Origin of the sequence: Enterobacter sp. 148H3 (assembly GCF_034107425.1) — a bacterium.
Taxonomy (GTDB): Bacteria; Pseudomonadota; Gammaproteobacteria; order Enterobacterales; family Enterobacteriaceae; genus Enterobacter; species Enterobacter vonholyi.
Map to the genome: position 1 here is coordinate 15,580 of NZ_JAWNEI010000015.1, position 26,052 is coordinate 41,631.

24 protein-coding genes are annotated in these 26,052 nt (G+C 53.6%); 13 read left to right on the forward strand and 11 right to left on the reverse strand.

All coding sequences use genetic code 11. The features are described from left to right. Window positions 1-255: 255 nt before the first annotated feature. The gene (gene typA, locus USH94_RS18800; RefSeq protein WP_008501854.1) at window positions 256-2,079 is read left to right on the forward strand and encodes a ribosome-dependent GTPase TypA; all 1,824 of its coding nucleotides are present in this window, start codon (window positions 256-258) and stop codon (window positions 2,077-2,079) included. Between the two features lie 156 nt (window positions 2,080-2,235). Here typA and USH94_RS18805 read toward each other — a convergent pair whose 3' ends face one another. The 4 genes from USH94_RS18805 to USH94_RS18820 form a co-directional block, all read right to left on the reverse strand. After that, the gene (locus tag USH94_RS18805) at window positions 2,236-4,353 is read right to left on the reverse strand and encodes a peptidase domain-containing ABC transporter (protein ID WP_111963939.1); all 2,118 of its coding nucleotides are present in this window, start codon (window positions 4,351-4,353) and stop codon (window positions 2,236-2,238) included. Further along, window positions 4,346-5,620: an HlyD family secretion protein gene (locus USH94_RS18810; protein WP_111963940.1), complete on the reverse strand. Its 1,275-nt coding sequence runs from the start codon at window positions 5,618-5,620 to the stop codon at window positions 4,346-4,348. The genes USH94_RS18805 and USH94_RS18810 overlap by 8 nt, the downstream gene beginning before the upstream one ends. Window positions 5,621-5,689: 69 nt before the next feature. Then, window positions 5,690-5,974 (reverse strand): hypothetical protein, encoded by a 285-nt coding sequence (locus USH94_RS18815; protein ID WP_023309759.1) that lies wholly within the window; start codon window positions 5,972-5,974, stop codon window positions 5,690-5,692. A 2-nt stretch (window positions 5,975-5,976) separates the two neighbouring features. Continuing rightward, the gene (locus tag USH94_RS18820) at window positions 5,977-6,753 is read right to left on the reverse strand and encodes a hypothetical protein (RefSeq protein ID WP_058841944.1); all 777 of its coding nucleotides are present in this window, start codon (window positions 6,751-6,753) and stop codon (window positions 5,977-5,979) included. Between the two features lie 405 nt (window positions 6,754-7,158). On the opposite strand from USH94_RS18820, the gene yihX reads away from it, so the two are divergent. Genes yihX through fabY form a run of 4 tightly spaced genes read left to right on the forward strand, consistent with a single transcriptional unit; the run spans window position 7,159 to window position 10,053 of the window. After that, window positions 7,159-7,758 carry a glucose-1-phosphatase gene (yihX, locus tag USH94_RS18825; RefSeq protein ID WP_111963942.1) on the forward strand — a complete coding sequence of 200 codons (600 nt, stop codon included), beginning with the start codon at window positions 7,159-7,161 and terminating at the stop codon, window positions 7,756-7,758. After that, the gene (locus tag USH94_RS18830) at window positions 7,752-8,633 is read left to right on the forward strand and encodes a virulence factor BrkB family protein (RefSeq protein ID WP_111963943.1); all 882 of its coding nucleotides are present in this window, start codon (window positions 7,752-7,754) and stop codon (window positions 8,631-8,633) included. The genes yihX and USH94_RS18830 overlap by 7 nt, the downstream gene beginning before the upstream one ends. Beyond that, a complete protein-coding gene (gene dtd, locus USH94_RS18835) occupies window positions 8,630-9,067 on the forward strand; it encodes a D-aminoacyl-tRNA deacylase (RefSeq protein WP_008501836.1) in 438 nt (145 codons plus the stop codon). Before USH94_RS18830 ends, dtd begins: the two co-directional genes overlap by 4 nt. Before the next feature lie 44 nt (window positions 9,068-9,111). After that, on the forward strand, window positions 9,112-10,053 hold the full coding sequence (gene fabY / locus USH94_RS18840; RefSeq protein WP_025759561.1) for a fatty acid biosynthesis protein FabY: 942 nt from the start codon (window positions 9,112-9,114) through the stop codon (window positions 10,051-10,053). 8 nt (window positions 10,054-10,061) lie between these two features. On the opposite strand, the gene USH94_RS18845 is transcribed toward fabY, so the two are convergent. The 5 genes from USH94_RS18845 to fdnG form a co-directional block, all read right to left on the reverse strand. Then, window positions 10,062-10,982 carry an alpha/beta hydrolase gene (locus USH94_RS18845; protein ID WP_111963945.1) on the reverse strand — a complete coding sequence of 307 codons (921 nt, stop codon included), beginning with the start codon at window positions 10,980-10,982 and terminating at the stop codon, window positions 10,062-10,064. Window positions 10,983-11,201: 219 nt separating this feature from the next. Next, the gene (gene fdhE / locus USH94_RS18850) at window positions 11,202-12,131 is read right to left on the reverse strand and encodes a formate dehydrogenase accessory protein FdhE (RefSeq protein WP_023309751.1); all 930 of its coding nucleotides are present in this window, start codon (window positions 12,129-12,131) and stop codon (window positions 11,202-11,204) included. Beyond that, on the reverse strand, window positions 12,128-12,763 hold the full coding sequence (fdoI, locus tag USH94_RS18855) for a formate dehydrogenase cytochrome b556 subunit (RefSeq protein ID WP_008501832.1): 636 nt from the start codon (window positions 12,761-12,763) through the stop codon (window positions 12,128-12,130). The genes fdhE and fdoI overlap by 4 nt, the downstream gene beginning before the upstream one ends. Next, on the reverse strand, window positions 12,760-13,662 hold the full coding sequence (fdxH, locus tag USH94_RS18860; protein WP_008501831.1) for a formate dehydrogenase subunit beta: 903 nt from the start codon (window positions 13,660-13,662) through the stop codon (window positions 12,760-12,762). Before fdxH ends, fdoI begins: the two co-directional genes overlap by 4 nt. Before the next feature lie 12 nt (window positions 13,663-13,674). Next, a complete protein-coding gene (gene fdnG / locus USH94_RS18865; RefSeq protein WP_111963946.1) occupies window positions 13,675-16,725 on the reverse strand; it encodes a formate dehydrogenase-N subunit alpha in 3,051 nt (1,016 codons plus the stop codon). Between the two features lie 371 nt (window positions 16,726-17,096). On the opposite strand from fdnG, the gene fdhD reads away from it, so the two are divergent. Both fdhD and USH94_RS18875 read left to right on the forward strand, forming a co-directional pair. Then, window positions 17,097-17,933, forward strand: coding sequence for a formate dehydrogenase accessory sulfurtransferase FdhD (fdhD, locus tag USH94_RS18870; protein ID WP_111963947.1), 837 nt, complete (start codon window positions 17,097-17,099; stop codon window positions 17,931-17,933). A gap of 114 nt (window positions 17,934-18,047) precedes the next feature. After that, entirely contained in the window at window positions 18,048-18,260 is a 213-nt protein-coding gene (locus USH94_RS18875) for a DUF1471 domain-containing protein (protein WP_111963948.1), read from the forward strand. A 39-nt stretch (window positions 18,261-18,299) separates the two neighbouring features. On the opposite strand, the gene USH94_RS18880 is transcribed toward USH94_RS18875, so the two are convergent. Both USH94_RS18880 and USH94_RS18885 read right to left on the reverse strand, forming a co-directional pair. Next, window positions 18,300-18,623, reverse strand: coding sequence for an AzlD domain-containing protein (locus USH94_RS18880; protein ID WP_111963949.1), 324 nt, complete (start codon window positions 18,621-18,623; stop codon window positions 18,300-18,302). Further along, window positions 18,623-19,282, reverse strand: a complete 660-nt coding sequence (locus USH94_RS18885; protein ID WP_008501825.1) for an AzlC family ABC transporter permease — start codon at window positions 19,280-19,282, stop codon at window positions 18,623-18,625. Before USH94_RS18885 ends, USH94_RS18880 begins: the two co-directional genes overlap by 1 nt. Before the next feature lie 102 nt (window positions 19,283-19,384). Here USH94_RS18885 and USH94_RS18890 point away from each other — a divergent pair, with 102 nt between their 5' ends. From USH94_RS18890 to yiiM, 6 genes are all read left to right on the forward strand, one after another. Beyond that, window positions 19,385-19,933: a helix-turn-helix domain-containing protein gene (locus USH94_RS18890; protein WP_023309744.1), complete on the forward strand. Its 549-nt coding sequence runs from the start codon at window positions 19,385-19,387 to the stop codon at window positions 19,931-19,933. Window positions 19,934-19,950: 17 nt separating this feature from the next. Next, window positions 19,951-20,946, forward strand: coding sequence for a LacI family DNA-binding transcriptional regulator (locus USH94_RS18895; protein WP_111963950.1), 996 nt, complete (start codon window positions 19,951-19,953; stop codon window positions 20,944-20,946). Window positions 20,947-21,050: 104 nt separating this feature from the next. Further along, window positions 21,051-23,174 carry an alpha-galactosidase gene (locus tag USH94_RS18900; protein WP_111963951.1) on the forward strand — a complete coding sequence of 708 codons (2,124 nt, stop codon included), beginning with the start codon at window positions 21,051-21,053 and terminating at the stop codon, window positions 23,172-23,174. A gap of 44 nt (window positions 23,175-23,218) precedes the next feature. Continuing rightward, complete coding sequence (locus USH94_RS18905; RefSeq protein ID WP_111963952.1) at window positions 23,219-24,484, forward strand: MFS transporter; 1,266 nt, start codon at window positions 23,219-23,221, stop codon at window positions 24,482-24,484. A gap of 162 nt (window positions 24,485-24,646) precedes the next feature. Continuing rightward, entirely contained in the window at window positions 24,647-25,267 is a 621-nt protein-coding gene (gene sodA, locus USH94_RS18910) for a superoxide dismutase [Mn] (protein ID WP_003861999.1), read from the forward strand. Window positions 25,268-25,338: 71 nt separating this feature from the next. Next, the gene (yiiM, locus tag USH94_RS18915; RefSeq protein WP_111963953.1) at window positions 25,339-26,013 is read left to right on the forward strand and encodes a 6-hydroxyaminopurine reductase; all 675 of its coding nucleotides are present in this window, start codon (window positions 25,339-25,341) and stop codon (window positions 26,011-26,013) included. The last annotated feature ends 39 nt before the right edge of the window (window positions 26,014-26,052 follow it).

The following is a 26,052-nucleotide window of genomic DNA, read 5'->3' on the forward strand; positions in this document are numbered from 1 at the left end:
AAAAGGCGTTATCATGCGCACCATAGTGCAAAAGGGCTGCACCACGATGGATTTGTTGCACCAGTATAGTGCTTCAATGTGAACATTGAGCACCATATTGGTGCAATTTACGTTAAAGTGCCCTTTTTCGCTCCGTGAAAGCGATCACAAAGCATCTCTGCAATACTTGTTTGCGGAGGATGTTTGTGATCCTGTTTTGTAGTGCGATTAATCCGTGTACAATAACGCGCTATTTCTAATGCCTGAGGCAAAGTTGTGATCGAAAATTTGCGTAACATCGCCATCATCGCGCACGTTGACCATGGTAAAACTACCCTGGTTGATAAGCTGCTGCAGCAATCCGGTACGTTTGATGCGCGTGCCGAAACTCAAGAGCGTGTGATGGACTCCAACGATTTGGAGAAAGAGCGTGGGATTACCATCCTCGCGAAAAACACCGCGATTAAATGGAATGACTACCGTATCAACATCGTTGATACCCCAGGGCACGCCGACTTCGGTGGTGAAGTTGAGCGCGTGATGTCCATGGTGGATTCCGTGCTGCTGGTGGTTGACGCATTTGACGGCCCAATGCCGCAAACGCGCTTCGTGACCAAAAAAGCATTTGCCCATGGCCTGAAACCAATTGTTGTTATCAACAAGGTTGACCGTCCTGGCGCACGTCCTGACTGGGTTGTTGATCAGGTATTCGACCTGTTCGTTAACCTCGACGCGACCGACGAACAGCTGGACTTCCCTATCATTTACGCTTCGGCGCTGAATGGTATCGCGGGTCTGGATCACGAAGATATGGCGGAAGACATGACCCCGCTGTATCAGGCGATTGTCGATCACGTACCGGCACCGGATGTTGATCTGGATGGTCCACTGCAGATGCAGATCTCCCAGCTGGACTACAACAACTACGTTGGCGTCATCGGTATCGGCCGTATCAAACGCGGTAAAGTGAAGCCAAACCAGCAGGTTACTATCATCGATAGCGAAGGCAAAACCCGTAACGGTAAAGTTGGCAAAGTGCTGACTCACCTGGGTCTGGAGCGTATCGACAGCGATCTGGCTGAAGCGGGCGACATCATCGCTATCACCGGTCTGGGCGAGCTGAACATCTCTGACACCATCTGCGACCCGCAGAACGTGGAAGCGCTGCCAGCCCTGTCTGTTGATGAACCAACCGTTACCATGTTCTTCAACGTCAACACCTCTCCGTTCTGTGGTAAAGAAGGTAAGTTCGTTACCTCTCGTCAGATCCTTGACCGCCTGAACAAAGAGCTGGTGCACAACGTTGCGCTGCGTGTTGAAGAAACCGAAGACGCTGATGCATTCCGCGTTTCTGGTCGTGGTGAGCTGCACCTGTCTGTTCTGATCGAAAACATGCGTCGTGAAGGTTTCGAAATGGCGGTTTCCCGTCCGAAAGTTATCTTCCGCGAAATCGACGGCCGTAAACAAGAGCCGTTCGAAAACGTGACGCTGGACGTTGAAGAGCAGCACCAGGGTTCTGTGATGCAGGCGCTGGGTGAGCGTAAAGGCGACCTGAAAAACATGAATCCAGATGGCAAAGGCCGCGTACGTCTCGACTACGTGATCCCAAGCCGTGGCCTGATCGGCTTCCGTTCTGAGTTCATGACCATGACCTCCGGTACCGGTCTGCTGTACTCCACCTTCAGCCACTACGACGACGTGCGTCCGGGCGAAGTTGGCCAGCGTAACAACGGCGTGCTGATCTCCAACGGTCAGGGTAAAGCGGTTGCGTTTGCGCTGTTCGGTCTGCAGGATCGCGGTAAGCTGTTCCTGGGTCACGGTGCTGAAGTTTACGAAGGCCAGATCATCGGTATTCACAGCCGTTCTAACGACCTGACCGTAAACTGCCTGACCGGTAAGAAACTGACCAACATGCGTGCGTCCGGTACTGACGAAGCAACGGTTCTGGTTCCACCGATCAAGATGACCCTGGAGCAGGCTCTGGAATTCATCGATGACGACGAACTGGTAGAAGTGACTCCGCTGTCTATCCGTATCCGTAAACGTCACCTGACCGAGAACGATCGTAAACGTGCAATGCGCGGTGCGAAAGAAGAGTAATACGGTCAATCTATAGGTCGGGTAAGCGCATGTACCACCCGGCCGGTAAAAAGCCGCTGATCCCTCAGCGGCTTTTTTATTCGATGATCGCCAGAATTCTTCATTACCCGGGGGAGTTATGTCCCAACGCTATCTTTTTCCTGCGAAATTCACGGATTAGGGTAACTCTGCTCCATTTATCACGAACACCCGATCTGCCGATGAAATCGTGGTTTCGCGATGCGCGATAATAATCCTCGTAATGTTCATCGCCTGTATAGACTGATTGACCTGACTTTCACTGGTTTTATCAAGGTGGCTGGTCGCCTCGTCCATGAATAAAATACCCGGTTTACGGTATAATGCCCGGGCAATATAAATCCGCTGTTTTTGACCGCCGGACAACCCTTCCCCAAGTTCACCAATCAGTGTCTCGTAACCCATTGGTAGCTTTAAAATGTCATTATGAATATGGCTTGCGATAGCGCATTGCACCATCCACTGCTCGTCAATGTCAGGCCGAAAACCGGCGATATTCTCTTTGATTGAGCCTGAAAACAGCTTATCTTCCTGCATGATACAGGCAATGCGTTCAGCATAATGCTCGAAACCAAGTTGCTTAATATCAATGCCATTAATTCGGACGCAGCCGTTCGACGGTTCGAATAAACCGCACAACACTTTCATCAAGGTGCTTTTACCTGAACCCGATACGCCCGTAATAGCAATACTCTCTCCGGCATGAATGGTCAGATTCAGTTTGCTGAAGATAGGGTCCGCATGGTTATCATAACGGTAAGTCAGATCCTGAGTTTCGAGCGTTAAGGCTCCGTGTGGTAAACGCAGCGGGCTGGTGGCCGTTGAAGAAGATGCTTCCTGCAGCGCAATATCGGCAACGCGTTCATTGTGTAAGTTGATGATCTTCAGCTGAATGATAAAGTTGATCAGGGCATTTATTCGGTCATAGAACTGACTCCTGAAGGTGTTAAATGCGATAAACATACCGATGGTTAAATGACTATCCATCATCAGCCTGCCGCTAACCCACAGGATAACAATTTGGTCGCAGGCGGCGATAAAAGAGACGACGCCACCAAAGAAAAGATCCATTCGCGTCAAACGAATGCCTGTATTGACCTTATCTGAAAAAAGATTAAACCAGTTATTGATTCTCAGGTCAGTCATCCCCTGAATCTTAATCGTCGCGATACCGTACAGGGTTTCCATAAAATAAGAATTAAGGCGTGCTTCCTTGATTAACTCTTCTTCGGATAGCTGGCGATAGTATCGATAGGTAGCAAACCGAATGAAGGTGTATATTGCGGTAAAAGAGACCACTATCATGCTGAGCTGCAGGTTGTATAAAAACATCATTACCAGCAAACCCATGAGCATTAGCGTATCAATAATGCTACCAGTCAAACCTGTGGTAAAAGTGGCCCGTATAACATCAAGCGAGTGGAAGCGAGACTGAATGTCCCCCAGTTTGCGTCTTTCAAAATAGGTGGTCGGTAGCTTAATAAGGTGAGAAAAGAGGCTAAAACTCCACTGGACGTCGATGAGTGTTCCCAGTACCAGCGTGGTCCAGGAGCGTATGACACTGACCGTCAAACGTAACAGAATCAGAATAAACAACCCAAGACAGATGATATTAAGTAAACCGTAATCTCCGGATGCAATCACATTATCCGTGACTAATTGTGTCCCCACAGGCATTAGCAGGCTGATCAACTCAATCACCAGCGATAAGAAAAATACCTTCGTCAGTGAAGTTATCAGTCCATTGATATTCTTTAATAACGTGGTCGCTTTTAACCTGTTTTGCTTCTTTTGAACTGAGAAAGTGGTTCCCGGCCATACCTCAAGCACAACACCAGTAAAATGTTGGGACAATTCGGGCATGCTAATCACCCGTCGTCCAAACGCAGGGTCGTGGATCACCGCGCTGTTCTTATCGACCTTAATCAGTACGACAAAATGGTTAAAATCCCAATGCAATATGCAGGGCTTACGCACGTCATGTAATTCCTGAAGGTCCACGGACAATGCGCGTGACGACATCTCCAGTTCACTGGCAATTGCTTTTATCGCATTGAGGTTGACCCCACGTGATGACAAATTGAATTGTTGCCGGAGTTGCAGTAGATCCACCTGCTTGCCATAAAAACTGCATATCATTGAAAGACAGGCCAGGCCACATTCGGACGCTTCGGTTTGAAAAACAACTGGGATGCGTTTAAATATTTTCAGATCCAACTTGCGCAGCAGCGTCTCAAGTGTATAAAGATTATTCATTACCCGCGTCCGTTACGCTCATTTTCATTTCGTAAAATGGCGATAATAACCACTCATAGATATGTCTCTTTTCAAGGAAAAGAGAAATCTGCGCTTTGGCTCCCTGGCTCAGTGAGAGTTGTTTTCCATGAACTTGCACAGACTGTAGGTCAGGTTTGATCATGATTTTGTACCAGGACTTTTTATCGTCATAGAATTCATGTGCGATGGTCTGCTTTGACAGGAGTTCTGGCTTCGATGCCGGAAGCCTGGATATTGCTGATATTGATGCCCTGAACTGACCAAATTTTTCATAAGGAAAGGCGTCGTAACTAACATTAACGCGCTGGCCAATCGCCAGATAAGGAAGAACTTCATCCGGAACCCAGGTTTCGAGATAGCATGGTGAATGGATATTCTGCTGAACTCGCGCCAGTACATCGCCTGCGCCGATCATCTTACCTTGCGCCGTATTGATGGAGTCGATTAAGCCATCGGCTGTTGCCACGATGACATAATTACCTTCCGCTTCTGTATTTAACTTTTCTTTTTGCAGTTCGTATATTTGTTGCTCAAGCTGGTAAATCTGTTGGTCATAATCAGCGCTCTGGGACTGGATTTGCTGATTGAGCGCATCGATCTGAACCTGGTCCTGTGATTTTCTGGCGACCAGGTCAGAAACATTGCTCTGCTGTTGGTAGAGTAGTGCGTTTTGGCTACTCATCTGGTCTTTGGTGACCAGACCTTTTTCCTGATAACCACGGTAATCGTTAACGTTCTTCTCAATCTGATGCAGTTCCCGCTCAGCCTGCACCAGTAGCCCAGATGAGGTATTAAAACTGGACTGATAATGATCTTTTTGAGTCGTCAGCGCGTTGAGCGTACGGTTTTTCGAAGAGTTCAAATTTGCCATCATTACGCTGATACTCTTTATTTGTAGCGCGATCTCCTTTTTTTTATTCTCATCAACCAGGCCTGATTGCGTCGATACACCCGAATGAATGAGAAAGAGAGCATCACCTTTTTTTACGCGATCGCCTTCATTAACAAAACTCTGCACGACTGTACCCTGCATTGATGCAGAGATATTCACTGAGCCAGGGAAAGTGGTTATTTCACCGTGAACGATGACGCGACGGGTGTAGGAACCTTTGGTAATAAAAATAGAAATGGAAGCAATAAAAAAAATGCTGAGCAATATGATAAGAGCAAAAGGGATGCCCGGCAGAAGAACAGCTTTCCCTTCCCACCGTGTACTCTGATATTCAATAGCTTCCTTGCGAAACATACCTGGCCTCTTGCGGGGGTGGAAATAGCCGCCAAATATCAGCGGCTATGAGTTATAATGGTTCAGGAATTAATGTCTACCGTGATCATTACCCTGGCGGCCACCGCCACTTTTCGAACCACCATTACCTTTTGATGAACCACCGCTTTTACCACCAACGTTAACCGAGCAACCACCGCTAAAGGATGTGCTTTCAGAGTGAGAACCATCTTTGTTAGTGGTGCTGGTGTGAGAATAGCTGCCATTACAACCAGCGCTACCACCACCGAACATCCCACCAATCGCACTACCGATAGAACCCCACATTCCTGCACCGCTGACGTTACTTAATTCACTTTCATTGAGTTCACGCATTATTAATTTTCCTTGCAATAGTGAGCAAAAGGTATACCCATAATATCCATAGACTTTTTCCATACCATTTCACCATCCGTGAATGAAATGTTTTTTACGCCAAAACGCGTAAAATCCTTTTCGCTGTACGTCGACAGACCTGTGTCTGGATCACCAATATTTTCTTTTTGCCCGCAAAGTGGCATCATCCATGACACATTTATATCTTTGTAGAATGCTTTATCCGTTTTTCTTATTTCTGAGAAAATGCGATCTGTTATCGTTGTGTCTGTATTGATTTCTCCGTTAACCGTAGTTGTTAACTTATTGTCATCAGAATTAGGCGACCCATGGAAACCAATAATGGAACCATAATTGATGATTTTGTTTTTTGCCGCTGGGAAAAGATAGTTAGCACAGGAAGAAAGGCATAATCGCCTGACCTCAATGTTAATTTCTTTATCATGAATAACTTGTGCTATTTTTATTGCAGTTTCGACATCGCCGCCACCACTGTTTATGGATATCGTTCTGACAGGGATAAGGTTTTTTCTGATAAGCCCCACAATGATTTTGTCATCATCTTTGGATATGTTTCCGTCGATATATAACGTATCAAAAACGAGGTGGGTTGAAAGTTTTGGTTCAAGCCCTTGCTTCACAATCAGTTGGCTGGAGAGTTGATATAAAATATCTCTGCTGGCTTTTTTAAATCGGTAGGCATTGTATGAATAAATAGCGAAAGCGCAGAGTAAAGCTATTAAAACGGCACTGAGGACGTATCCCTTTTTAATCTTCACGAAAGTGCAGCTCCATGTGTAAAGTAATGTAAACTTATCATTATAAAAAAGAAGATAAATAGAGCATTTGTATCTAAATGTAAATTTAAGTAAAGTGAACTTGTTGCGATTTCGAGCAAAGCCGCGCGAAATGGGATTGCCATGGCAAAAATGGGGGAATATGGTGATGAGAAAAAATATTACGGAAGCGTTTTTCTATAATTTTTTGCAGAATGAACTAAAACGTATATCTTCGCAAAATCGAACTTAAATAAAACTCATCCCTGCCTATCGCCAGTAAGCCAATATCATCTTCCTGGCTAAATTTTTGTTCTTCATACTGCTCCCTCTAAGCTGAATCTCGTGCATAGCCAAACTTTATCTTTCCCGCTACAGTTACCTCTCCACGGCGAGCAGGAGATAAACATGCTTTATATCTTTGATTTAGGAAACGTCATCGTCGATATCGATTTTAATCGCGTGTTGGGCGCATGGAGCGATTTTAGCCGCGTGCCGCTGGCGACCTTAAAGCAGAATTTCGCGATGGGCGAGACCTTCCACCAGCATGAGCGCGGTGAAATCAGCGATGAAGCATTCGCTGAACGTTTCTGCCAGGAGATGGGGCTTTCGTTAAGCTATGAACAGTTTTCCCACGGCTGGCAGGCGGTATTTGTGGCGGTTCGCCCTGAGGTGATCGACATCATGCACAAACTGCGCGAGCAGGGGCATCGGGTCGTTGTGCTATCAAATACCAACCGTCTGCATACCACGTTCTGGCCTGAAGAATACCCTGAAGTTAAGGCGGCGGCTGATAAAATCTATCTCTCGCAGGAGATGGGCATGCGTAAGCCTGAAGCGCGAATTTATCAGGCTGTTCTGCAGTCAGAAGGATTCACCGCGGCCGATGCGGTCTTTTTCGACGACAACGCCGATAATATAGAGGGAGCTAACCAGTTGGGTATTACGTCAATTCTGGTGACCGGAAAAGAGACGATACCTGACTACTTTGCGAAGCAGCTATGCTAAAAACCGTTCATCAAAAAGCCACGCACCATACTCGCCCGCTGCGGGCCTGGCTGAAACTGCTCTGGCACCGGATTGATGAGGACAATATGACCACGCTGGCGGGTAACCTCGCCTACGTGTCATTGCTCTCGTTAGTGCCGCTGGTGGCGGTTATCTTTGCCCTGTTTTCCGCCTTTCCGATGTTTGCGGACGTCAGCGTGCAGCTTCGTCATTTTGTCTTCGCGAATTTCATTCCGGCAACCGGGGATGTTATCCAGAACTACATTGAGCAGTTTGTTGCCAATTCCAGCAAGATGACGGCAGTGGGGGCGTGCGGTCTTATCATCACCGCGCTGCTGTTGATGTACGCCATCGATAACGCGCTAAACACGATCTGGCGGAGTAAAAAAGCGCGGCCAAAGGTCTATTCTTTTGCCGTGTACTGGATGATCCTCACGCTGGGGCCGCTGCTGGCCGGGGCGAGCCTGGCAATCAGTTCTTATCTGCTCTCCCTGCGCTGGGCGAGTGATTTAAACGGCGCTATTGATAATGTGCTTCGCATCTTTCCGTTGATCCTGTCGTGGCTCTCGTTCTGGCTGCTCTATAGCGTGGTGCCGACCACGCGCGTGCCTAACCGCGATGCGGTCGTGGGGGCGCTGGTGGCGGCATTGCTCTTTGAGCTCGGTAAGAAAGGGTTTGCCCTCTACATCACCATGTTTCCGTCCTATCAGCTGATTTACGGCGTGCTGGCGGTGATCCCCATTTTGTTTGTCTGGGTCTACTGGACCTGGTGTATCGTCTTGCTTGGTGCTGAAATAACTGTCACTCTCGGTGTATACCGCGAACTTAAAAAAGCAGCAGAAGCTGAAAAACAACAAGAAGCAGACCAACCATGATTGCATTGATACAGCGCGTAACCCGTGCCAGCGTCACCGTGGAGGGAGAGGTGACGGGTGAAATTGGCCCAGGACTTTTGGTGTTGTTAGGTGTCGAAAAGGATGACGACGAGCAAAAAGCCAACCGCTTGTGTGAGCGCGTACTGGGCTACCGTATTTTCAGCGATGCGGAAGGCAAGATGAACCTGAACGTCCAGCAGGCGGGCGGCAGCGTGCTGGTGGTTTCCCAGTTTACGCTGGCAGCGGATACCGAGCGCGGCATGCGCCCGAGTTTCTCGAAAGGCGCCGCGCCGGATCGTGCAGAAGCACTTTACGAGTACTTTGTTGAGCGTTGTCGCCAGCAGGAAATGAATACGCAAACCGGACGATTCGCTGCAGATATGCAGGTATCGCTGGTGAACGATGGCCCCGTCACATTCTGGCTCCAGGTATGAGCATACTTACGGCATGGCCGCGGGTAACAAGAGAGAGTACAGCTATGTATCACCTTCGAGTACCGCAAACGGAAGAAGAGTTAGAAGCCTATTACCAGTTCCGCTGGGAAATGCTACGCAAGCCATTACATCAGCCAAAAGGCTCTGAGCGCGACGCCTGGGACGCGATGGCCCACCATCAGATGGTGATGGACGAAGAGGGCAACCTCGTGGCCGTCGGGCGTTTGTATATCAACGCCGATAACGAAGCGTCTATTCGCTTTATGGCGGTTCATCCCTCCGTGCAGGACAAAGGTCTGGGGACGCTAATGGCGATGACCCTGGAATCCGTCGCCCGTCAGGAAGGCGTTAAGCGCGTTACCTGTAGCGCCCGCGAAGATGCCGTGGAATTCTTCGCTAAACTCGGTTTTGTGAATCAGGGGGAGATCACGACCCCGCAAACCACCCCGATTCGTCATTTTTTGATGATCAAACCTATCGCCACGCTGGACGATATTCTGCATCGCGCCGACTGGTGCGGACAGCTGCAGCAGGCCTGGTATCAGCACATTCCGCTCAGCGAAAAAATGGGCGTGCGCATTCAGCAGTACACCGGACAAAAATTTATTACCACCATGCCGGAAACTGGCAATCAGAACCCCCACCACACCCTCTTTGCTGGAAGTCTGTTCTCACTGGCCACGCTCACCGGCTGGGGACTTATCTGGCTGATGCTGCGCGAGCGCCATCTGGGCGGCACTATCATTCTTGCTGATGCTCATATCCGCTATAGCGCACCGATCAGCGGTAAACCGAGCGCGGTGGCCGATCTGGGATCGCTGGGCGGCGATCTGGATCGCCTGGCACGCGGCCGCAAGGCTCGCGTACAAATGCAGGTTGAACTATTTGGCGATAAAACACCGGGCGCGGTGTTTGAAGGCACCTATATCGTTCTTCCGGCGAAGCCTTTTGGCGCGTATGAAGAGGGCGGGAACGAGGAGGAGTAATCTTCTGTTCACGTTATCCGGGCGTGCTGAATCCGCCCGGCGATATCCCGCATAACGTCTCGCGCAGACTGGCTAACGCCGCCAAGCTGAAAGAAGCCATGGATGACGCCCAGCCAGCGCTGAGCGGTACACTTCACACCTTGCTCAGTCAAATGCTGATATAACATTTCTCCCTCATCGCAGAGCGGATCGTACTCTGCGGTAATGATGTGCACTGGCGGAAGTCCGTAAAAATCATCGCGCCACAGCGGGCTCGCTTCGGGATGTTGGCGGTCGATGTCGGCGAGGTACATTTCATACCCGCTGAGCAGGGTATCGCGGGTGATAATGTAATCCGTGCCATTGAGGGCATAGCTTTCAAAACTGGCGGTGGCGTCGAGCATGGGATAGATAAGAATGAGCTGCGCGGGTTTCCATCGTCCTTTCGCGTTGAGCCGCAATGACGTCACCAGCGCAAGATGGCCTCCTGCGCTGTCTCCGCAAAGTGTGATCCGGTTTTTATCCACGCCCAGTTTGTCCGCATATTGCCAGACCAGATCTGCACCTTTTTCCGCATCGTCATGTGCTGCGGGGAAAATATGCTCCGGGGCCAGCCTGTACTGAATCGCGATCACCCGGCAATTGCCGTAGCAGGCTAACTGGCGGAGTTGGTTGTCATGGGTATCAAAGCCGCCGCTGATGAAACATCCACCATGATAGTAAATGGCAGCAGGCAATATTTCAGGCGCATTGAGAGGTGAAAATACCCGAATGGTAAGACCCTCAAGAACAAGCGTCTCCACCTGAACGCGCGTTTCGGTCTCCCCGGCAAGCCCCGTGCTGGCAATATAACCTGCTCGTCGCACCTCAACGCTGTGGCGACGTGACGAGGGTCGCCCTGCAGCGATAAATCCCTGAACCAGCTGTGCAATACCCTGTTCCAGCGCCATGAAAATTCCCTTTTACTGTATGGATAAACAGTTTTATAGCCTGGTTTGATTCAAAAGAAAACAAGAATATTGTTGAGGGCAACAAACTGGAAAGCGGCTCGCAAAGGCGATGACGCGTCTCTCAATGAGAATGGAGAGCATCTGACATGAAAGACGGCGGGTAATGCTGTCGAACTGCAGGCCGGGCAAGCACGCGCCGCCCGGCACTGTCACAGGGAGTTATTCCCCTTCACCCGGGAACAGGAACGGGTTGATCGAGCTGCGGGCGAATCCCTCCTGCTCCATCTTCGCGTCCAGAATCAGCGAGGCAAGATCGTCGGCCACCGCTTCGACTTTCGGGTCTTTTTCCTGATACAGAATCTTCAGGTAAGTGCCGCAGTCGCCGCAGCTTTCGGCTTTCACTGCCGCTTCTTCATTTTCCAGCGACCAGTAATTCAGATCGCGGGTCTGCTCGCAGTTGCTGCACTTGATGCGAACCACGTGCCACTCGGTTTCACACAGGTTGCAGTGCAGGTAGCGCAGCCCCTGAGTGGTGCCGATTTGCACCATGCTCGATACCGGCATGGAGCCGCAGACCGGGCAGAACTGGCGCGCCTCGCCGTATTCGGCGCGAGCTTTGCCGGGGATCAGGCTCGCCATTTGCGCCCAGTAAAGCGACAGCGCAGCCCAGATAAACGGCGCTTTATCGCTGCTCACCAGAGCAAAGTCGGAGGCAAACAGCGCGCTCGCCATCTCTTCCAGCTCCAGGTCAGAGGCTTTTTCCAGATTCTCAATGACCGCCAGCGCGGTTCCGCTCATCTCCGGCTTCAGCTCGGCAATCAGCGAATGCAGCAGCTTTTGCCAGTGCTTGTCGCGCGGCAGGACGTGAATGTCCAGCGGCGGTTTGCCCTGCGCGTTGGCTTCTTTGATGCGCGCGGTCAGATCCATTTGCAGGGGATGGTCGTACAGCACCACTTCCTGCGCGTGGGCGACCAGCGCGGCAAAACGCAGAAAATCGCCCAGCGGGTTGTTCTCTGCCAGCTCGCGCAGACGCTCTGCGCGGCGGTTGTAGAGGTTCTTGAGTCTGGGGAATAACAACGGCGGAATATAATCCGCCGTGCGTTTCTCGCTCGACCCCAGCTCATCTTGCGGGATTATGCGAATACTCATTCAGATGACTTTTCCTGTTTCTGGCGGACTTCACGGTACCAGCGCGGGTGATGTTTCTTCGCCCACGTACTGGTTACCCATCCTTCCACCATCGCGGTAATGGTGCCTTTCACCCAAAGGGCGGCGTAGATATGCACCATGATAACCACAATTAACGCCACTGCGGCAAATGAATGCAGCATCAGCGCGAATCGGATCACCGGGATTGAGAAAGCAGGCGCAAAGTACGGACGCCAGATGATCACGCCGCTCACCAGCAACAGGACCAGGAAGATAATCGCCGCCCAGAATACGCATTTCTGGCCGAAGTTATAACGCCCGGTGTCACCCACTTCCTCGTTGACGACGATCTTACGAATATTCTTCGCCCAAAAGATATCATCCCGATTGATTAGGTTATGGTGCCAGTAGCGGAAAAACATGATGATGAAAGACGCGAACATAATGACGCCCACAAACGGGTGCAGGATGCGCGCCAGCTGTGGAGTCCCCATGATCTGCATCAGCCAGTTGAAGGACGGGAAGAAGAACCCCAGCCCGCTTATCGCCGCCAGCATGAAGCAGAAGGCGGTGACCCAGTGGTTGATGCGTTCCGGCGCGGTGTAGCGCACGATGGTGTCACGTTTTCTCATTTGCGCACCTCGTCTTTCTCTTCATGCAGGTTGTCGTCTTCCTCTTCCGCGCGGTTCGGACCGACGCCGACGTAGTGGAAGATGCTCGCTGCGAAGGTGGCAGCAAAACCGACCGCTGCCAGCGGTTTCCAGATGCCTTTCCAGAACTTCACGGTGGCGCTGATTTCCGGGTTCTCCGGCAGACCGTGATACAGATTCGGCTTGTCGGCGTGGTGCAGCACGTACATCACGTGCGTACCGCCAACCCCGGCCGGATCGTACAGGCCCGCGTTGTCGTAACCACGGGTTTTCAGCTCGCCCACGCGCTCTGCCGCCAGCGTTTTCATATCCTCTTTGGAGCCAAAGTGGATAGCGCCGGTTGGGCAGGTCTTCACGCACGCTGGCTCCTGGCCGACGGTTACGCGGTCAACGCACAGGGTGCATTTGTAGACGCGGTTGTCTTCCGGGTTCAGGCGCGGTACGTCGAACGGACAGCCCGCGATGCAGTAGCCGCAGCCGATGCACTGTTCGGACTGGAAGTCGACGATGCCGTTGGCATACTGAATGATAGCCCCTTCTGACGGACATGCCTTCAGGCAGCCCGGATCCGCACAGTGCATACAGCCGTCTTTGCGGATAAGCCATTCCAGTTTGTCGTTCTGCTCAACTTCCGAGAAACGCATCACCGTCCAGGACTTGGCGGTCAGGTCCGCCGGGTTGTCGTACACCCCGACGTTGTGACCCACTTCGTCACGCAGATCGTTCCACTCAGAGCAGGCCACCTGACAGGCTTTACAGCCGATACAGGTGGTCACGTCGATAAGCTTCGCCACTTCCTGCTGGTGGTCCCGCGCCTGAGGCGCGGGCGTGAAACCATTAGTCGCGGAACGACGGATAATGTCTTGAGATTGATAAGCCATAAGTCGTCTCCGTTACACCTTTTCCACGTTCACGAGGAAGGCCTTAAACTCCGGCGTCTGCGTGTTCGCATCACCGACGAACGGCGTCAGGGTGTTCGCAATGAACCCTTTCTTCGCCACGCCCTCATAGCCCCAGTGAATCGGAATACCGATGGTATCCACCTGCTGACCGTGAACGTTCAGCGTGCGAATACGCTTAGTCACCACCGCCTTGGCTTTAATATAGCCGCGGTTAGAGGAGACCTTCACGGTATCGCCATGGGCAATGCCGAGCTTGTTCGCCAGCTTTTCGCCGATCTCCACAAACTGTTCTGGCTGCGCGATGGCGTTAAGCAGCGCGTGCTTGGTCCAGTAGTGGAAGTGCTCGGTCAGACGGTAGGTGGTGCCCACGTACGGGAACTTGTCTTTTTTACCCAGCGCTTCGAAATCGCCCTTAAAGATACGGGCTGCCGGGTTAGAGACCACGTTCGGGTGCAGCGGGTTGGTGCCCAGCGGCGTCTCAAACGGCTCGTAGTGTTCCGGGAACGGACCTTCCGCCATCTTATCGATAGCAAAAAGGCGTCCCATTCCCTCAGGCTGCATGATAAATGGCCCAACGTCGCTGCCCGGTGCGGCAGTGCTGTAGTCCGGAATATCCACGCCGCCCCATTTCGCACCGTCCCACTTCAGAAGCTGACGCTTCGGATCCCACGGGTTACCCTGCGGGTCAGCGGATGCGCGGTTATAGAGGATGCGGCGGTTGAGCGGCCACGCCCATGCCCAGCCCAGCGTATTGCCAAGGCCCGACGGGTCGGCGTTATCGCGGTTTGCCATCTGGTTGCCTTTCGGCGTCCAGCTACCGGCAAAGATCCAGCAGCCGCTGGAGGTGGTACCATCATCGCGCAGGTGCGCGAAGGTGCTGAGCTGATCGCCTTTCTTCGCCAGCACGGTACCGGTGGCTGGGTCGATAACGTCCGCCAGCGCCTTACCGTTGCTCTCCATCGCCACTTCTTCTGGCGCAGGGTTTTCAGGCGTCGAGTAGTTCCAGGTCATGTTCAGCACAGGTTCCGGGTTCGCGCCGCCTTCTTCCGCATACATCTTACGTAGGCGTAAGAAGATGCCGGCCAGGATCTCGCCGTCGTTCATGGCGATGCCCGGGGCGTCCGCGCCTTTCCAGTGCCACTGCAGCCAGCGTCCGGAGTTAACGATCGACCCGTTCTCTTCCGCGAAGCAGGTTGACGGCAGACGGAACACTTCGGTCTGAATCTTCGACGGATCGACGTCGTTCGATTCGCCGTGGTTCTGCCAGAAGGTCGAGGTCTCGGTATTGAGCGGGTCAATCGTCACCAGGAACTTCAGTTTCGACAGCGACTCAACAACCTTGTTCTTGTTAGGGAACGAGGCCACCGGGTTAAAGCCCTGGCACAAATAGCCGTTCACTTTGCCCTGGTGCATCATCTCGAAATACTGCAGAACGTCATAACCTTTGTCCCACTTCGGCAGCCAGTCAAAGCCCCAGCTGTTTTCAGCCGTCGCTTTATCACCGAAGAACGCTTTCATCATCGAGACGAAGAACTTCGGATAGTTGCCCCAGTAGTTCACCTGGCCTTCAAGCAGCGGTTTAGGCGTGCTGGCCGTCAGGTAGGTTTGCAGGTCGGTCTGTTTCTCGCTTGGCAGGTTCATGTAACCCGGCAGGCTTTGAGACAGCAGGCCGAGGTCAGTCAGACCCTGAATGTTGGAGTGACCGCGCAGGGCGTTCACGCCGCCGCCAGCCATACCCATGTTGCCGAGCAGGAGCTGAACCATCGCCATGGTACGGATGTTCTGCGCACCGATGGAGTGTTGCGTCCAGCCGAGGGCGTACAGGAACGACGCGGTTTTGTCCTTCGCGCTGGTTTCGGCGATCAGCTCGCACACCTTCAGGAAGTCCGCCTTCGGCGTACCGCAGATGTTTTCGACAACCTCAGGCGTGTAGCGGGAAACGTGCTCTTTCAGCAGGTTCCACACGCAGCGCGGGTGCTGCAGGGTGGGGTCGCGCTTCGCAAAGCCTTTTTCATCCAGCTCGTAGTTCCAGCTGGTTTTGTCGTATTTGCGTTTTTCGGCGTCGTAACCGCTGAACAGGCCATCTTCGAAGTGGTAATCCTCACGCACGATCAGGCTGGCGTTGGTATAGGCTTCGGTGTATTCGCGGTTATATTTTTCGTTGGTCATCAGGTACAGCAATACGCCTGACAGGAAAGTGATGTCAGTACCTGAACGAATAGGGGTGTAAAAATCCGCCACTGACGCAGTTCGCGTAAAGCGGGGATCGATCACAATCAGTTTCGCACCGTTGTGGATTTTGGCTTCCATCGCCCAGCGGAACCCGACCGGGTGCGCTTCAGCGGCGTTACCGCCCATCACCACAATGAGGTTGGCGTTCTTGATGTCGACCCAGTGGTTGGTCATCGCACCGCGACCAAATGTTGGAGCAAGACTTGCTACCGTTGGTCCGTGTCAGACACGCGCCTGGTTGTCGACCGCGAGCATACCGAGTGCGCGCGTAAATTTCTGGGTTAAATAACCGGTTTCGTTGCTTGAAGCGGAGGCACACAGCATCCCGGTGGAGAGCCAGCGGTTGACCGTGACGCCGTCGGCATTCTTCTCAACAAAGTTGGCATCGCGGTCTTCTTTAATGTGTTTTGCGATGCGGTCAAACGCCTCTTCCCAGCTGATTTGCTGCCATTTGTCGGATCCAGGCGCACGATATTCAGGGAATTTGAGACGGCTTTCGGAGTGGATAAAGTCCACCAGACCGGCCCCTTTCGGGCACAATGCGCCGCGGTTAACCGGATGATCCGGGTCGCCTTCGATATGGAAAATAGACGCTTTGGCGTTTTTAGCACCGTCGCCGAGGCTATACATTAACAGCCCGCAACCGACAGAGCAGTACGTACAGGTATTACGGGTTTCACGGGTGCGCAGCAGTTTATACTGCCGCGTTTCCGCCAGCGCTACGCCGGGCGCAAAGCCCAGTGCCGCTGCCGTGGTGCCTGCCATACCGCCAGCGCAGATCTTAAAGAACTGCCTTCTGCTGACCTGCATGGGTCACTCCTTGTTTCGACATTGCTTACATATGTAGTTTTGACTTCGCGGCTGAAGAATGACCGCAAAGGAAAAAATTTGCGTTAATCCCTCAATTCCACGAGGGATATCATCAGAATACCACATTGTCGGTACCGCTGTTCTAATGGCGTTAATACAAAGTGAACGTATTATCACCATGTTGATTATAAAGTGTGACATTGATCACATTAACGGCTCTGCATGTTAAAGCGGTGTAGCCGGTGGCAGGTTGCACCCCTGCTAAATGAGTAGGAGAATGGTTGTCGAAAAGTTGATCCATACTATGCGTACAGCCTGTGGTTTATGCTGCAATAGCACGCTCACCTCCGTGGTTGTTCAGGAATACCGCTGTGTCTAAACAAAACCGTGCTCCCCACTCGTCACCACTACCTGCAGGTATTGTGGAACTGTCGGTACACCGACCGCCCCACATCACCCATGCCACGCCGGATTTTCTGGCGGAAGAAGTGCCCGTTGCGCTCGTTTACAACGGTATTTCACATGTGGTGATGATGGCATCTCCAAAAGATCTTGAGCTGTTCGCCATCGGTTTTTCCCTCTCGGAAGGCATCATTGACCACCCGCAAGATATCTATGGCATGGACGTGGTGCAGGCCTGCAACGGCCTGGAAGTGCAAATCGAGCTCTCCAGCCGCCGCTTTATGGGACTCAAGGAGCGCCGTCGCGCGCTGGCCGGGCGTACCGGCTGTGGCGTGTGCGGCGTTGAGCAGCTCAACGATATTGGTAAACCTGTTGCGCCATTGCCGTTTACTCAGACCTTTGATCTGGTGCACCTCGACCCTGCGCTTAAGCACCTGAATGATGTACAGCCCATCGGCCAGCTGAGCGGCTGCACGCACGCGGCGGCATGGGTGTTGCCGTCGGGGGATATTGCCGGGGGACATGAGGACGTTGGCCGCCACGTGGCGCTGGATAAGCTGCTCGGCCGCCGGGCACGTGAAAGTGAGGTCTGGAAGCAGGGGGCAGCACTCGTTTCCAGCCGCGCCAGCTACGAGATGGTGCAAAAATCCGCGATGTGCGGTGTGGAAATTCTGTTTGCGGTCTCAGCCGCAACAACGCTGGCGGTGGAGGTGGCGGAGCGCTGCAACCTGACGCTGGTGGGCTTCTGCAAGCCGGGAAGGGCGACGATTTATACCCATCCACAACGATTGATAGTTGATCAGTAATTTTGAATGATAATAGCAAATCCTTCCGCTTTTAGTTGTTCATGATGAGGTCTAGTATTTATCTCATCAAGGCGCGGTGCCTTACCAAAACAACTTAATGAAAGGGTTTATATCATGAAAATCATCAAAAATTTTGTCGCTGTAATCGCTCTGGCTACTTCTTTCGGTTCTTTCGCTGCACAGACCGTAACCGCAACCGCCTCTACCATTGATGGCGCAGAAGCTAAAATCGCGGCTCAGGCTCAGGAAGCCGGCGCGTCATCGTACAAAATTACCCAGGCGTTCTCAGGTAACCGCGTACACATGACCGCTGAACTGACTAAATAAGCTGTCACACCGTCGAAAGAGCGCCCCCGGGGCGCTTTTTTAGTTTATGCCCGCCACGCGCAGCAGCGCGGTTACCACTGCCGCCGCTACGATCACCACAATTAACGGCATCTTCCGCCAGGCCAAAAACACTGCAAACGCCACGCCCAGCACGCGCGCCATGCCGGCAAAGTGGTCACCCTCATAAAACGTGGTCGCCAGCGCCACGGAAAACAGCAATACAGTTGCCGCATCTGACAGCAGCGCCTGTGAACGCTCTGACAATGCCAGCCTGCTGCCCAGTTTCGCTCCGCCAAGACGCATCAAATAGGTTCCCGCAGACAAAATGGCGATGCCGAGAATAAAGAACGTCATGTTTTCCATTATTTTTTCCTCGCGGCAAGACCGAGTAAAGAGAGCAGTACCGGCAGACCTACGGGGGCAAACGGCACCGCGGCCAGCGACAGAACGGCACCGCTGCAGGCGCGGATCAGCGTGGTGCGGTTTTTAAATGCGGGAACCACTAATGCCAGCAGTATCGCCGGAAATACCGCATCCAGGCCTATGGTTTCCGGGTCCGGCAGCAGCTTGCCGACCATGGCACCCAGCAGCGCGCCAAGCGGCCAGACGATGGCAACGCCTAAACCGCACAGCCAGTAGGCGGCTTTACGCTGCTCGGCGGTTTTTTGCGACAGGCCAAACACCACGCTTTCGTCGTTCATGATGTGGCAGCCCAACAGGCTAAGACCGCGCTTACCGACCAGCTCTCGCACCGTCACTCCAAACGGCACGTGGCGCGCGTTGACCAGTAATCCTGCGGCTGCAGCCGCCAGCGGGTTACCACCGCTTGCTACAATGCCGATAAACATAAACTCTGACGCGCCCGCGAGTACGGTGATGGAGAGCACAAACGGCACCCAGACAGGGAAACCATAGGCCATCGCCAGCGAGCCGTAGGACATCCCCACCACGCCCACCGCGAGGCAGACCAGGATGATTGCTTTTATGGTGTCGCCTTTCAGACAAGAGAGATGATGCTTCATACATTTTTAGCCATATCGAACGTGTATCCATTATAATGAACGCAACGAAACTGATTTTCAAGGCGAACGATTCGTTCGTTTTATAGAACAAGAGGCCGTTATATGACGCAGCCAATCAGCCTGATCGCTAAAAGTCTGGTGCGGGAACGTCTGCGCACCGGGCTTTCGCTGGCGGAAATTGCCCGCCGTGCCGGGATCGCTAAATCCACTCTTTCCCAGCTGGAGTCCGGCAACGGTAACCCTAGCCTGGAAACGCTGTGGTCGCTGTGCGTGGCGCTGGATATTCCTTTCGCCCGCCTGCTTGAGCCGCAGTTGCCGACCACGCAGGTGATCCGCCGTGGTGAAGGGACAAAAGTGGTCGCCGGACAGGCTAATTATGAAGCCATTTTACTGGCGGCATGCCCACCCGGCGCGCGCCGCGATGTCTATCTTCTGATGACCCAACCGGGCGCAGATCGTATTTCTCAGCCGCATCCGCCGGGCTCTGTTGAACATATTATTGTGACGCAGGGCCGGGCGCTGGTCGGCCTGCTCGACGCGGCGGAAGAGCTCGGCGCAGGGGATTATATTTGTTATCCCGCCGACCAGCCGCACATCTTCAAGGCCCTGGAGCCAGACACTTACGCGCTGCTGGTGGCGGAACAAAACTAACAGAGATACGGAAACTCATGTCGCTTAAAGCCATTGCCAAAGAACTGGGGCTGTCAGTCACCACCGTCAGCCGCGCCCTCAACGGATATGACGACGTCTCCGCCGAGACGCGCGCTCGCGTAGAAGCGGAAGCCCAGCGACGCGGCTATCGGCCTAACACCTTCGCCCGCCGCCTGAAGATGGGAAAAATTGATGCCGTTGGGCTGGTGTTCCCGGTCCATCCTGTTCCGCTCAATAACAGCGTATTTATGGACATGGTCGGCGAAATTAGCCACGAACTGGCGCGACATGAGATCGACTTATTGCTTATCGCCGACGACGATCTTGCGGATAAGCACAGCTATATGCGCATGGTGCAAAGCCGCCGCGTGGATGCGCTGATTGTGGCCCACACGTTGGATCGCGATCCGCGACTTGAGCAGCTGCAGGCCGCTGGATTTCCCTTTCTGGCGCTTGGTCGCAGTCAGCTACCGCAGCCGTACGCGTGGTTCGACTTCGACAACTATGCCGGTACGTACAATGCTACACGCTGGCTAATCGGGAAAGGCCATCAGCGCATTGCCCTACTGGGCGAAAGCAACAATCAGGCATTCATCACCCAGCGTCGTCAGGGCTATCTGGAAGCGTTGCGGGAAGCCGGGCTTTCCAGCGAATGGCTGCGCGCCATGCCCCCTTCGCGCCGCGTGGGTTATGCCACCACGAAAGAGCTTCTCTCGCTGTCGCAGCCGCCCACGGCCATCATTACCGACTGCAACACTCACGGTGACGGCGCGGCGATGGCGCTGACAGAGCTGGGCCGTCTGACCGGCGAGAACGCTGTTGCGTTGGTTGTTTATGACGGGCTCCCGCAGGACAGTATCGTCGATGCTGACGTGGCGGCAGTGATCCAGTCCACCCGCCAGGGCGTCGGGAAACAGATTGCCGATATGGTGCGTCAGCTGATTAACGGCGACGATATTGAACGGCTTCAGGTGCTTTGGCAGCCCGAATTCTTTCCCGGCCAGACGGCCTGAATCTCTCCATTTTCTAAAGCCGATCACAAAACCGAAACGTTTTGGTTTGTATCCGAAACGTTTCGGATCAACACTCAGATCATCCCGATGACAGGAGATGTCTGATGCAAGATTCCGTTTTACGACTTGAAAGCAACACGGTAGACGTGGTGATCAAAACGTACCCGTTCGCCGAAATTCTCTACTGGGGGCCGCACCTTCAGCACTTTTCGCCACAGGATGTTGCTATGCTCGCGCGCCCTGTTGCCAACGGCAGGCTTGACGTCGACTCCCCGGTCACGCTGATGGCCGAGCTGGGGCACGGTCTGTTTGGTGCTCCCGGCATTGAGGGGCATCGGCAGGGGCTGGACGGTTCACCCATGTTCACCACCACAGACGTACAGCAGTCAGGACAAACCCTGACGGTGACGGCGGAAGATGAACATGCGGGCCTGCGTCTGACCAGCGAGCTGGCGCTGGATGCCAGCGGCGTGCTGGTGGTTCGTCACGGTTTAACGAACCTGAAAGCGATCCCCTGGCAGGTGGACCGTTTCGCCGTCACGCTGCCGGTGGCCGAACGCGCGCAGGAGGTGATGGCCTTCCACGGACGCTGGATCAGGGAATTTCAGCCGCACCGCGTAAAGCTTGAACACGACAGCTTTGTGATTGAAAACCGCCGGGGTAAAACCTCCCACGAGCACTTCCCGGCGCTGATTGCCGGTACGCCGTCGTTTAGCGAAATGCAGGGTGACGTCTGGGGCGTGCATCTGGGCTGGAGCGGCAACCACCGCCTGCGCGCGGAAGCGAAAACCGATGGTCGTCGCTACCTGCAGGCCGAAGCGCTCTACCTGCCGGGCGAAATGGCGGTTGAGGAGGGCGATACGCTCTGGACGCCGCGCCTGTATGCCAGCTATTCCACGCATGGCCTGAACGGCATGAGCCAGCCGTTTCATCGCTACCTGCGCAACAACGTTATCCGCTTCCCGGAAAACAAACCGCGCCCGGTGCACCTCAATACCTGGGAAGGGATCTACTTCAACCACGATCCGGACTACATCATGCGCATGGCCGACGAGGCGGCGACGTTGGGTGTGGAGCGCTTTATCATCGACGACGGCTGGTTCAAAGGTCGTAACGACGACCATGCCGCGCTGGGCGACTGGTACCTGGATGAGAAAAAATACCCGAACGGCCTGACGCCGGTGATCGACCACGTCAAACGGCTCGGCATGGAGTTTGGCATCTGGGTTGAGCCGGAGATGATCAACCCAGATTCAGATTTGTACCGCGCGCACCCTGACTGGGTGCTGGCGCTGCCGGGCTACAAACAACACACCGGGCGGCACCAGCTGGTGCTCAATCTGAGTATCCCGGAAGCATTTGATTATCTTGTGGAACGCATGAGCTGGCTTCTGGGTGAACATGAAGTCGACTACGTGAAGTGGGACATGAACCGTGAGCTGGTACAGCCGGGTCACGACGGGAAGGCCGCCGCTGACGCGCAAACCCGCCAGTTTTATCGCCTGCTGGACGTGCTGGGTGAACGTTTTCCGCACATCGAATTTGAATCCTGCTCATCCGGCGGGGGGCGCATTGATTATGAGGTGCTGACGCGCTGCCACCGCTTCTGGGCTTCGGACAACAACGATGCGCTGGAGCGCAACACCATCCAGCGCGGCATGAGCTATTTCTTTCCGCCTGAGGTGATGGGGGCGCATATCGGTCATCATAAATGTCACGCCACCTTCCGCCAGCACAGCATTGAATTTCGCGGTCTAACGGCGCTGTTTGGCCATATGGGGCTGGAACTTGATCCCCTCACCGTCGATGAGAAGGAGCGCGAAGGCTATCGCCGTTACGCCGCGCTGTACAGGCAGTGGCGCGAGGTTATTCATCAGGGCACACAATGGCGCGTGGATATGCCTGATGCCACTACGCTGGCACAGGGTATTGTGAGCGAAGATAAAACGCAGGGGCTGTTTATCGTCAGCCAGCTCGCCATGCCGGACTACACGTTGATGATGCCGCTGCGCATGCCGGGGCTTGAGCCCAGCGCGCAGTATCGTATTTCGCTGCTCGATCACCCTGATATTCACATTACCGGTGAAGGAGGCCATACCATGCGCAAGCTGCCGGCATGGATGGAAACACCGCAAACGGCGAGCGGCGAGTGGCTGATGCAGGCGGGCATTGCGTTGCCGATTCTGGATCCGGAAACCGCCGTTCTGATTGGCGTTGAACGCGTGTAAAGGTGACGGGCCGGGCTGCCGGCCCTCCGTTGAGGATAAAAATAATGAACACAACACCCTGTACCCACAAAGACAACCCTAACTTCTGGATTTTCGGGCTGTTCTTCTTTCTCTACTTCTTCATCATGGCCACCTGCTTTCCGTTCCTGCCGATCTGGCTGTCGGATATCATCGGCCTGAACAAAACCCATACCGGCATCGTCTTTTCCTGCATCTCACTCTCGGCCATTGCCTTCCAGCCGGTGCTTGGGGTGATCTCGGATAAACTGGGTCTAAAAAAACACCTGCTGTGGATCATCTCCGTGCTGCTGTTCCTGTTTGCCCCTTTCTTCCTCTACGTCTTCGCGCCGTTACTAAAAGCCAACATCTGGCTGGGCGCGCTGAGCGGCGGCATGTATATCGGCTTTGTCTTTTCGGCGGGCTCAGGGGCCATTGAGGCCTACATTGAACGCGTGAGCCGTAACAGTTTTTTTGAGTACGGTAAGGCGCGCATGTTTGGCTGCCTCGGCTGGGGGCTATGCGCCTCCACGGGCGGGATCCTGTTCGGCATCGATCCGTCGTATGTTTTCTGGATGGGTTCGGCGGCGGCGCTGCTGTTGATGCTGCTGCTGGTGGTCGCGAAGCCAAAACCCAACCAGACGGCGCAGGTGATGAATGCGCTGGGTGCCAACCAGCCGCAGATCACCGCGAAAACGGTATTTAGCCTGTTCCGTCAGCGCAGGATGTGGATGTTTATTCTGTACGTGATTGGCGTGGCCTGCGTCTATGACGTCTTTGACCAGCAGTTTGCTACCTTCTTCAAAACGTTCTTCGCCACGCCGCAGGAGGGCACTCGCGCCTTTGGTTTTGCGACCACTGCCGGGGAAATCTGCAACGCGATCATCATGTTTTGTTCACCGTGGATCATTAACCGCATCGGCGCGAAAAACACGCTGCTCATCGCCGGGGGGATTATGGCGACGCGCATTATCGGCTCGTCGTTTGCCACCACCGCCGTAGAAGTGATTGCCCTGAAGATGCTGCACGCGCTGGAGGTGCCGTTCCTGCTGGTGGGGGCCTTCAAGTACATCACCGGGGTGTTTGATACGCGTCTTTCGGCGACTATCTATCTGATTGGATTTCAGTTTTCCAAACAGTTGGCAGCGATTTTTCTCTCCGCGTTTGCCGGAAATATGTATGACCGGATCGGCTTCCAGGAGACGTATCTGATGCTGGGCTGTTTCGTGCTGGCGATTACGGTGGTGTCGGCGTTTACGCTTAGCAGCAGGGAGGAGATTGCGGCAGGCAATAAGGCGCTGGAAGTCCATTAACGCCCTGAACACATTCACTATTCCTGCGTTGGTCTAAAACCGAATAACCTTATAAAAACTACGGCATTGATAATCATTTTCAATATCATTTAATTAACTATAATGAACCAACTGCTTACGCGGCATTAACAGCTGTGCCGCCCGACAATAATGGAGAGGATTATGAGTTATACACTGCCATCCCTGCCGTATGCCTACGACGCACTGGAACCGCATTTCGACAAGCAGACGATGGAAATCCATCACACTAAACATCACCAGACCTACGTGAACAACGCGAACGCCGCGCTGGAAAGCCTGCCAGAGTTCGCTAACCTGCCTGTTGAAGAGCTGATCACCAAGCTGGACCAGCTGCCAGCGGACAAGAAAACCGTGCTGCGTAACAACGCGGGCGGCCACGCAAACCACAGCCTGTTCTGGAAAGGCCTGAAAACCGGTACCACCCTGCAGGGCGACCTGAAAGCGGCTATCGAGCGCGACTTCGGTTCCGTTGACAACTTCAAAGCGGAGTTCGAGAAAGCCGCTGCAACCCGTTTCGGCTCCGGCTGGGCGTGGCTGGTACTGAAAGGTGACAAACTGGCGGTTGTTTCTACTGCTAACCAGGATTCCCCGCTGATGGGTGAAGCGATCTCTGGCGCATCCGGCTTCCCAATCCTGGGTCTGGACGTGTGGGAACACGCTTACTACCTGAAATTCCAGAACCGTCGCCCGGACTACATTAAAGCCTTCTGGGACGTGGTTAACTGGGACGAAGCAGCAGCGCGTTTCGCCGCTAAAAAATAAGGTTGCATTGACGCCTGCGAGAAGCGAGTCTGATGGCTCGCTTTTTTTGTATCTGCGTAATGGAGGCAGCGATGCATTATCCGGTGAATGTATTTACAGGCAAGGTAAGGGAGTACGACGGCAGCCGCCCGAGCGCCATCGCCAAAATTCAGGTCGACGGTGAGCTGACGTTAACCGACCTCGGGCTTGCGGGTGACGAGCAGGCAGAAAAGAAAATCCACGGCGGGCCGGAGCGCGCGCTGTGCCACTATCCGCGCGAACACTATCAGTACTGGAAAAACGAGTTCCCCGAACAGGCGGATCTCTTCGTTGCCCCCGCGTTTGGCGAGAATCTCTCCACCGAAGGGCTCACCGAAAAGAATGTATTTATTGGTGATATTTACCGCTGGGGCGATGCCCTGATCCAGGTGACGCAGCCGCGCTCGCCGTGCTTCAAGCTCAACTTCCATTTCGGTATTCATGACATGTCGGCTCAGATGCAAAGCGTGGGTAAAACCGGCTGGCTGTACCGGGTGGTGCTGGCAGGGCAGGTCTCAGCAGATGCGCAGCTCGAGCTGGTATCACGCCTGAGTGAGGTGTCTGTTTACGACGCCTGCGCCATTGCCTGGCATATGCCGTTTGATGACGAGCAGTATCATCGCCTGCTGTCGGCGGCGGGGCTATCGACCAGCTGGACAAGAACGATGCAGAAGCGACGTTTAAGCAGCAGAATCGAAGATAATTCCCGGAGATTGTGGGGTAAGTAGTGTCCTTCATCCCGGCCCTCTCCCCTTCGGGGAGAGGGT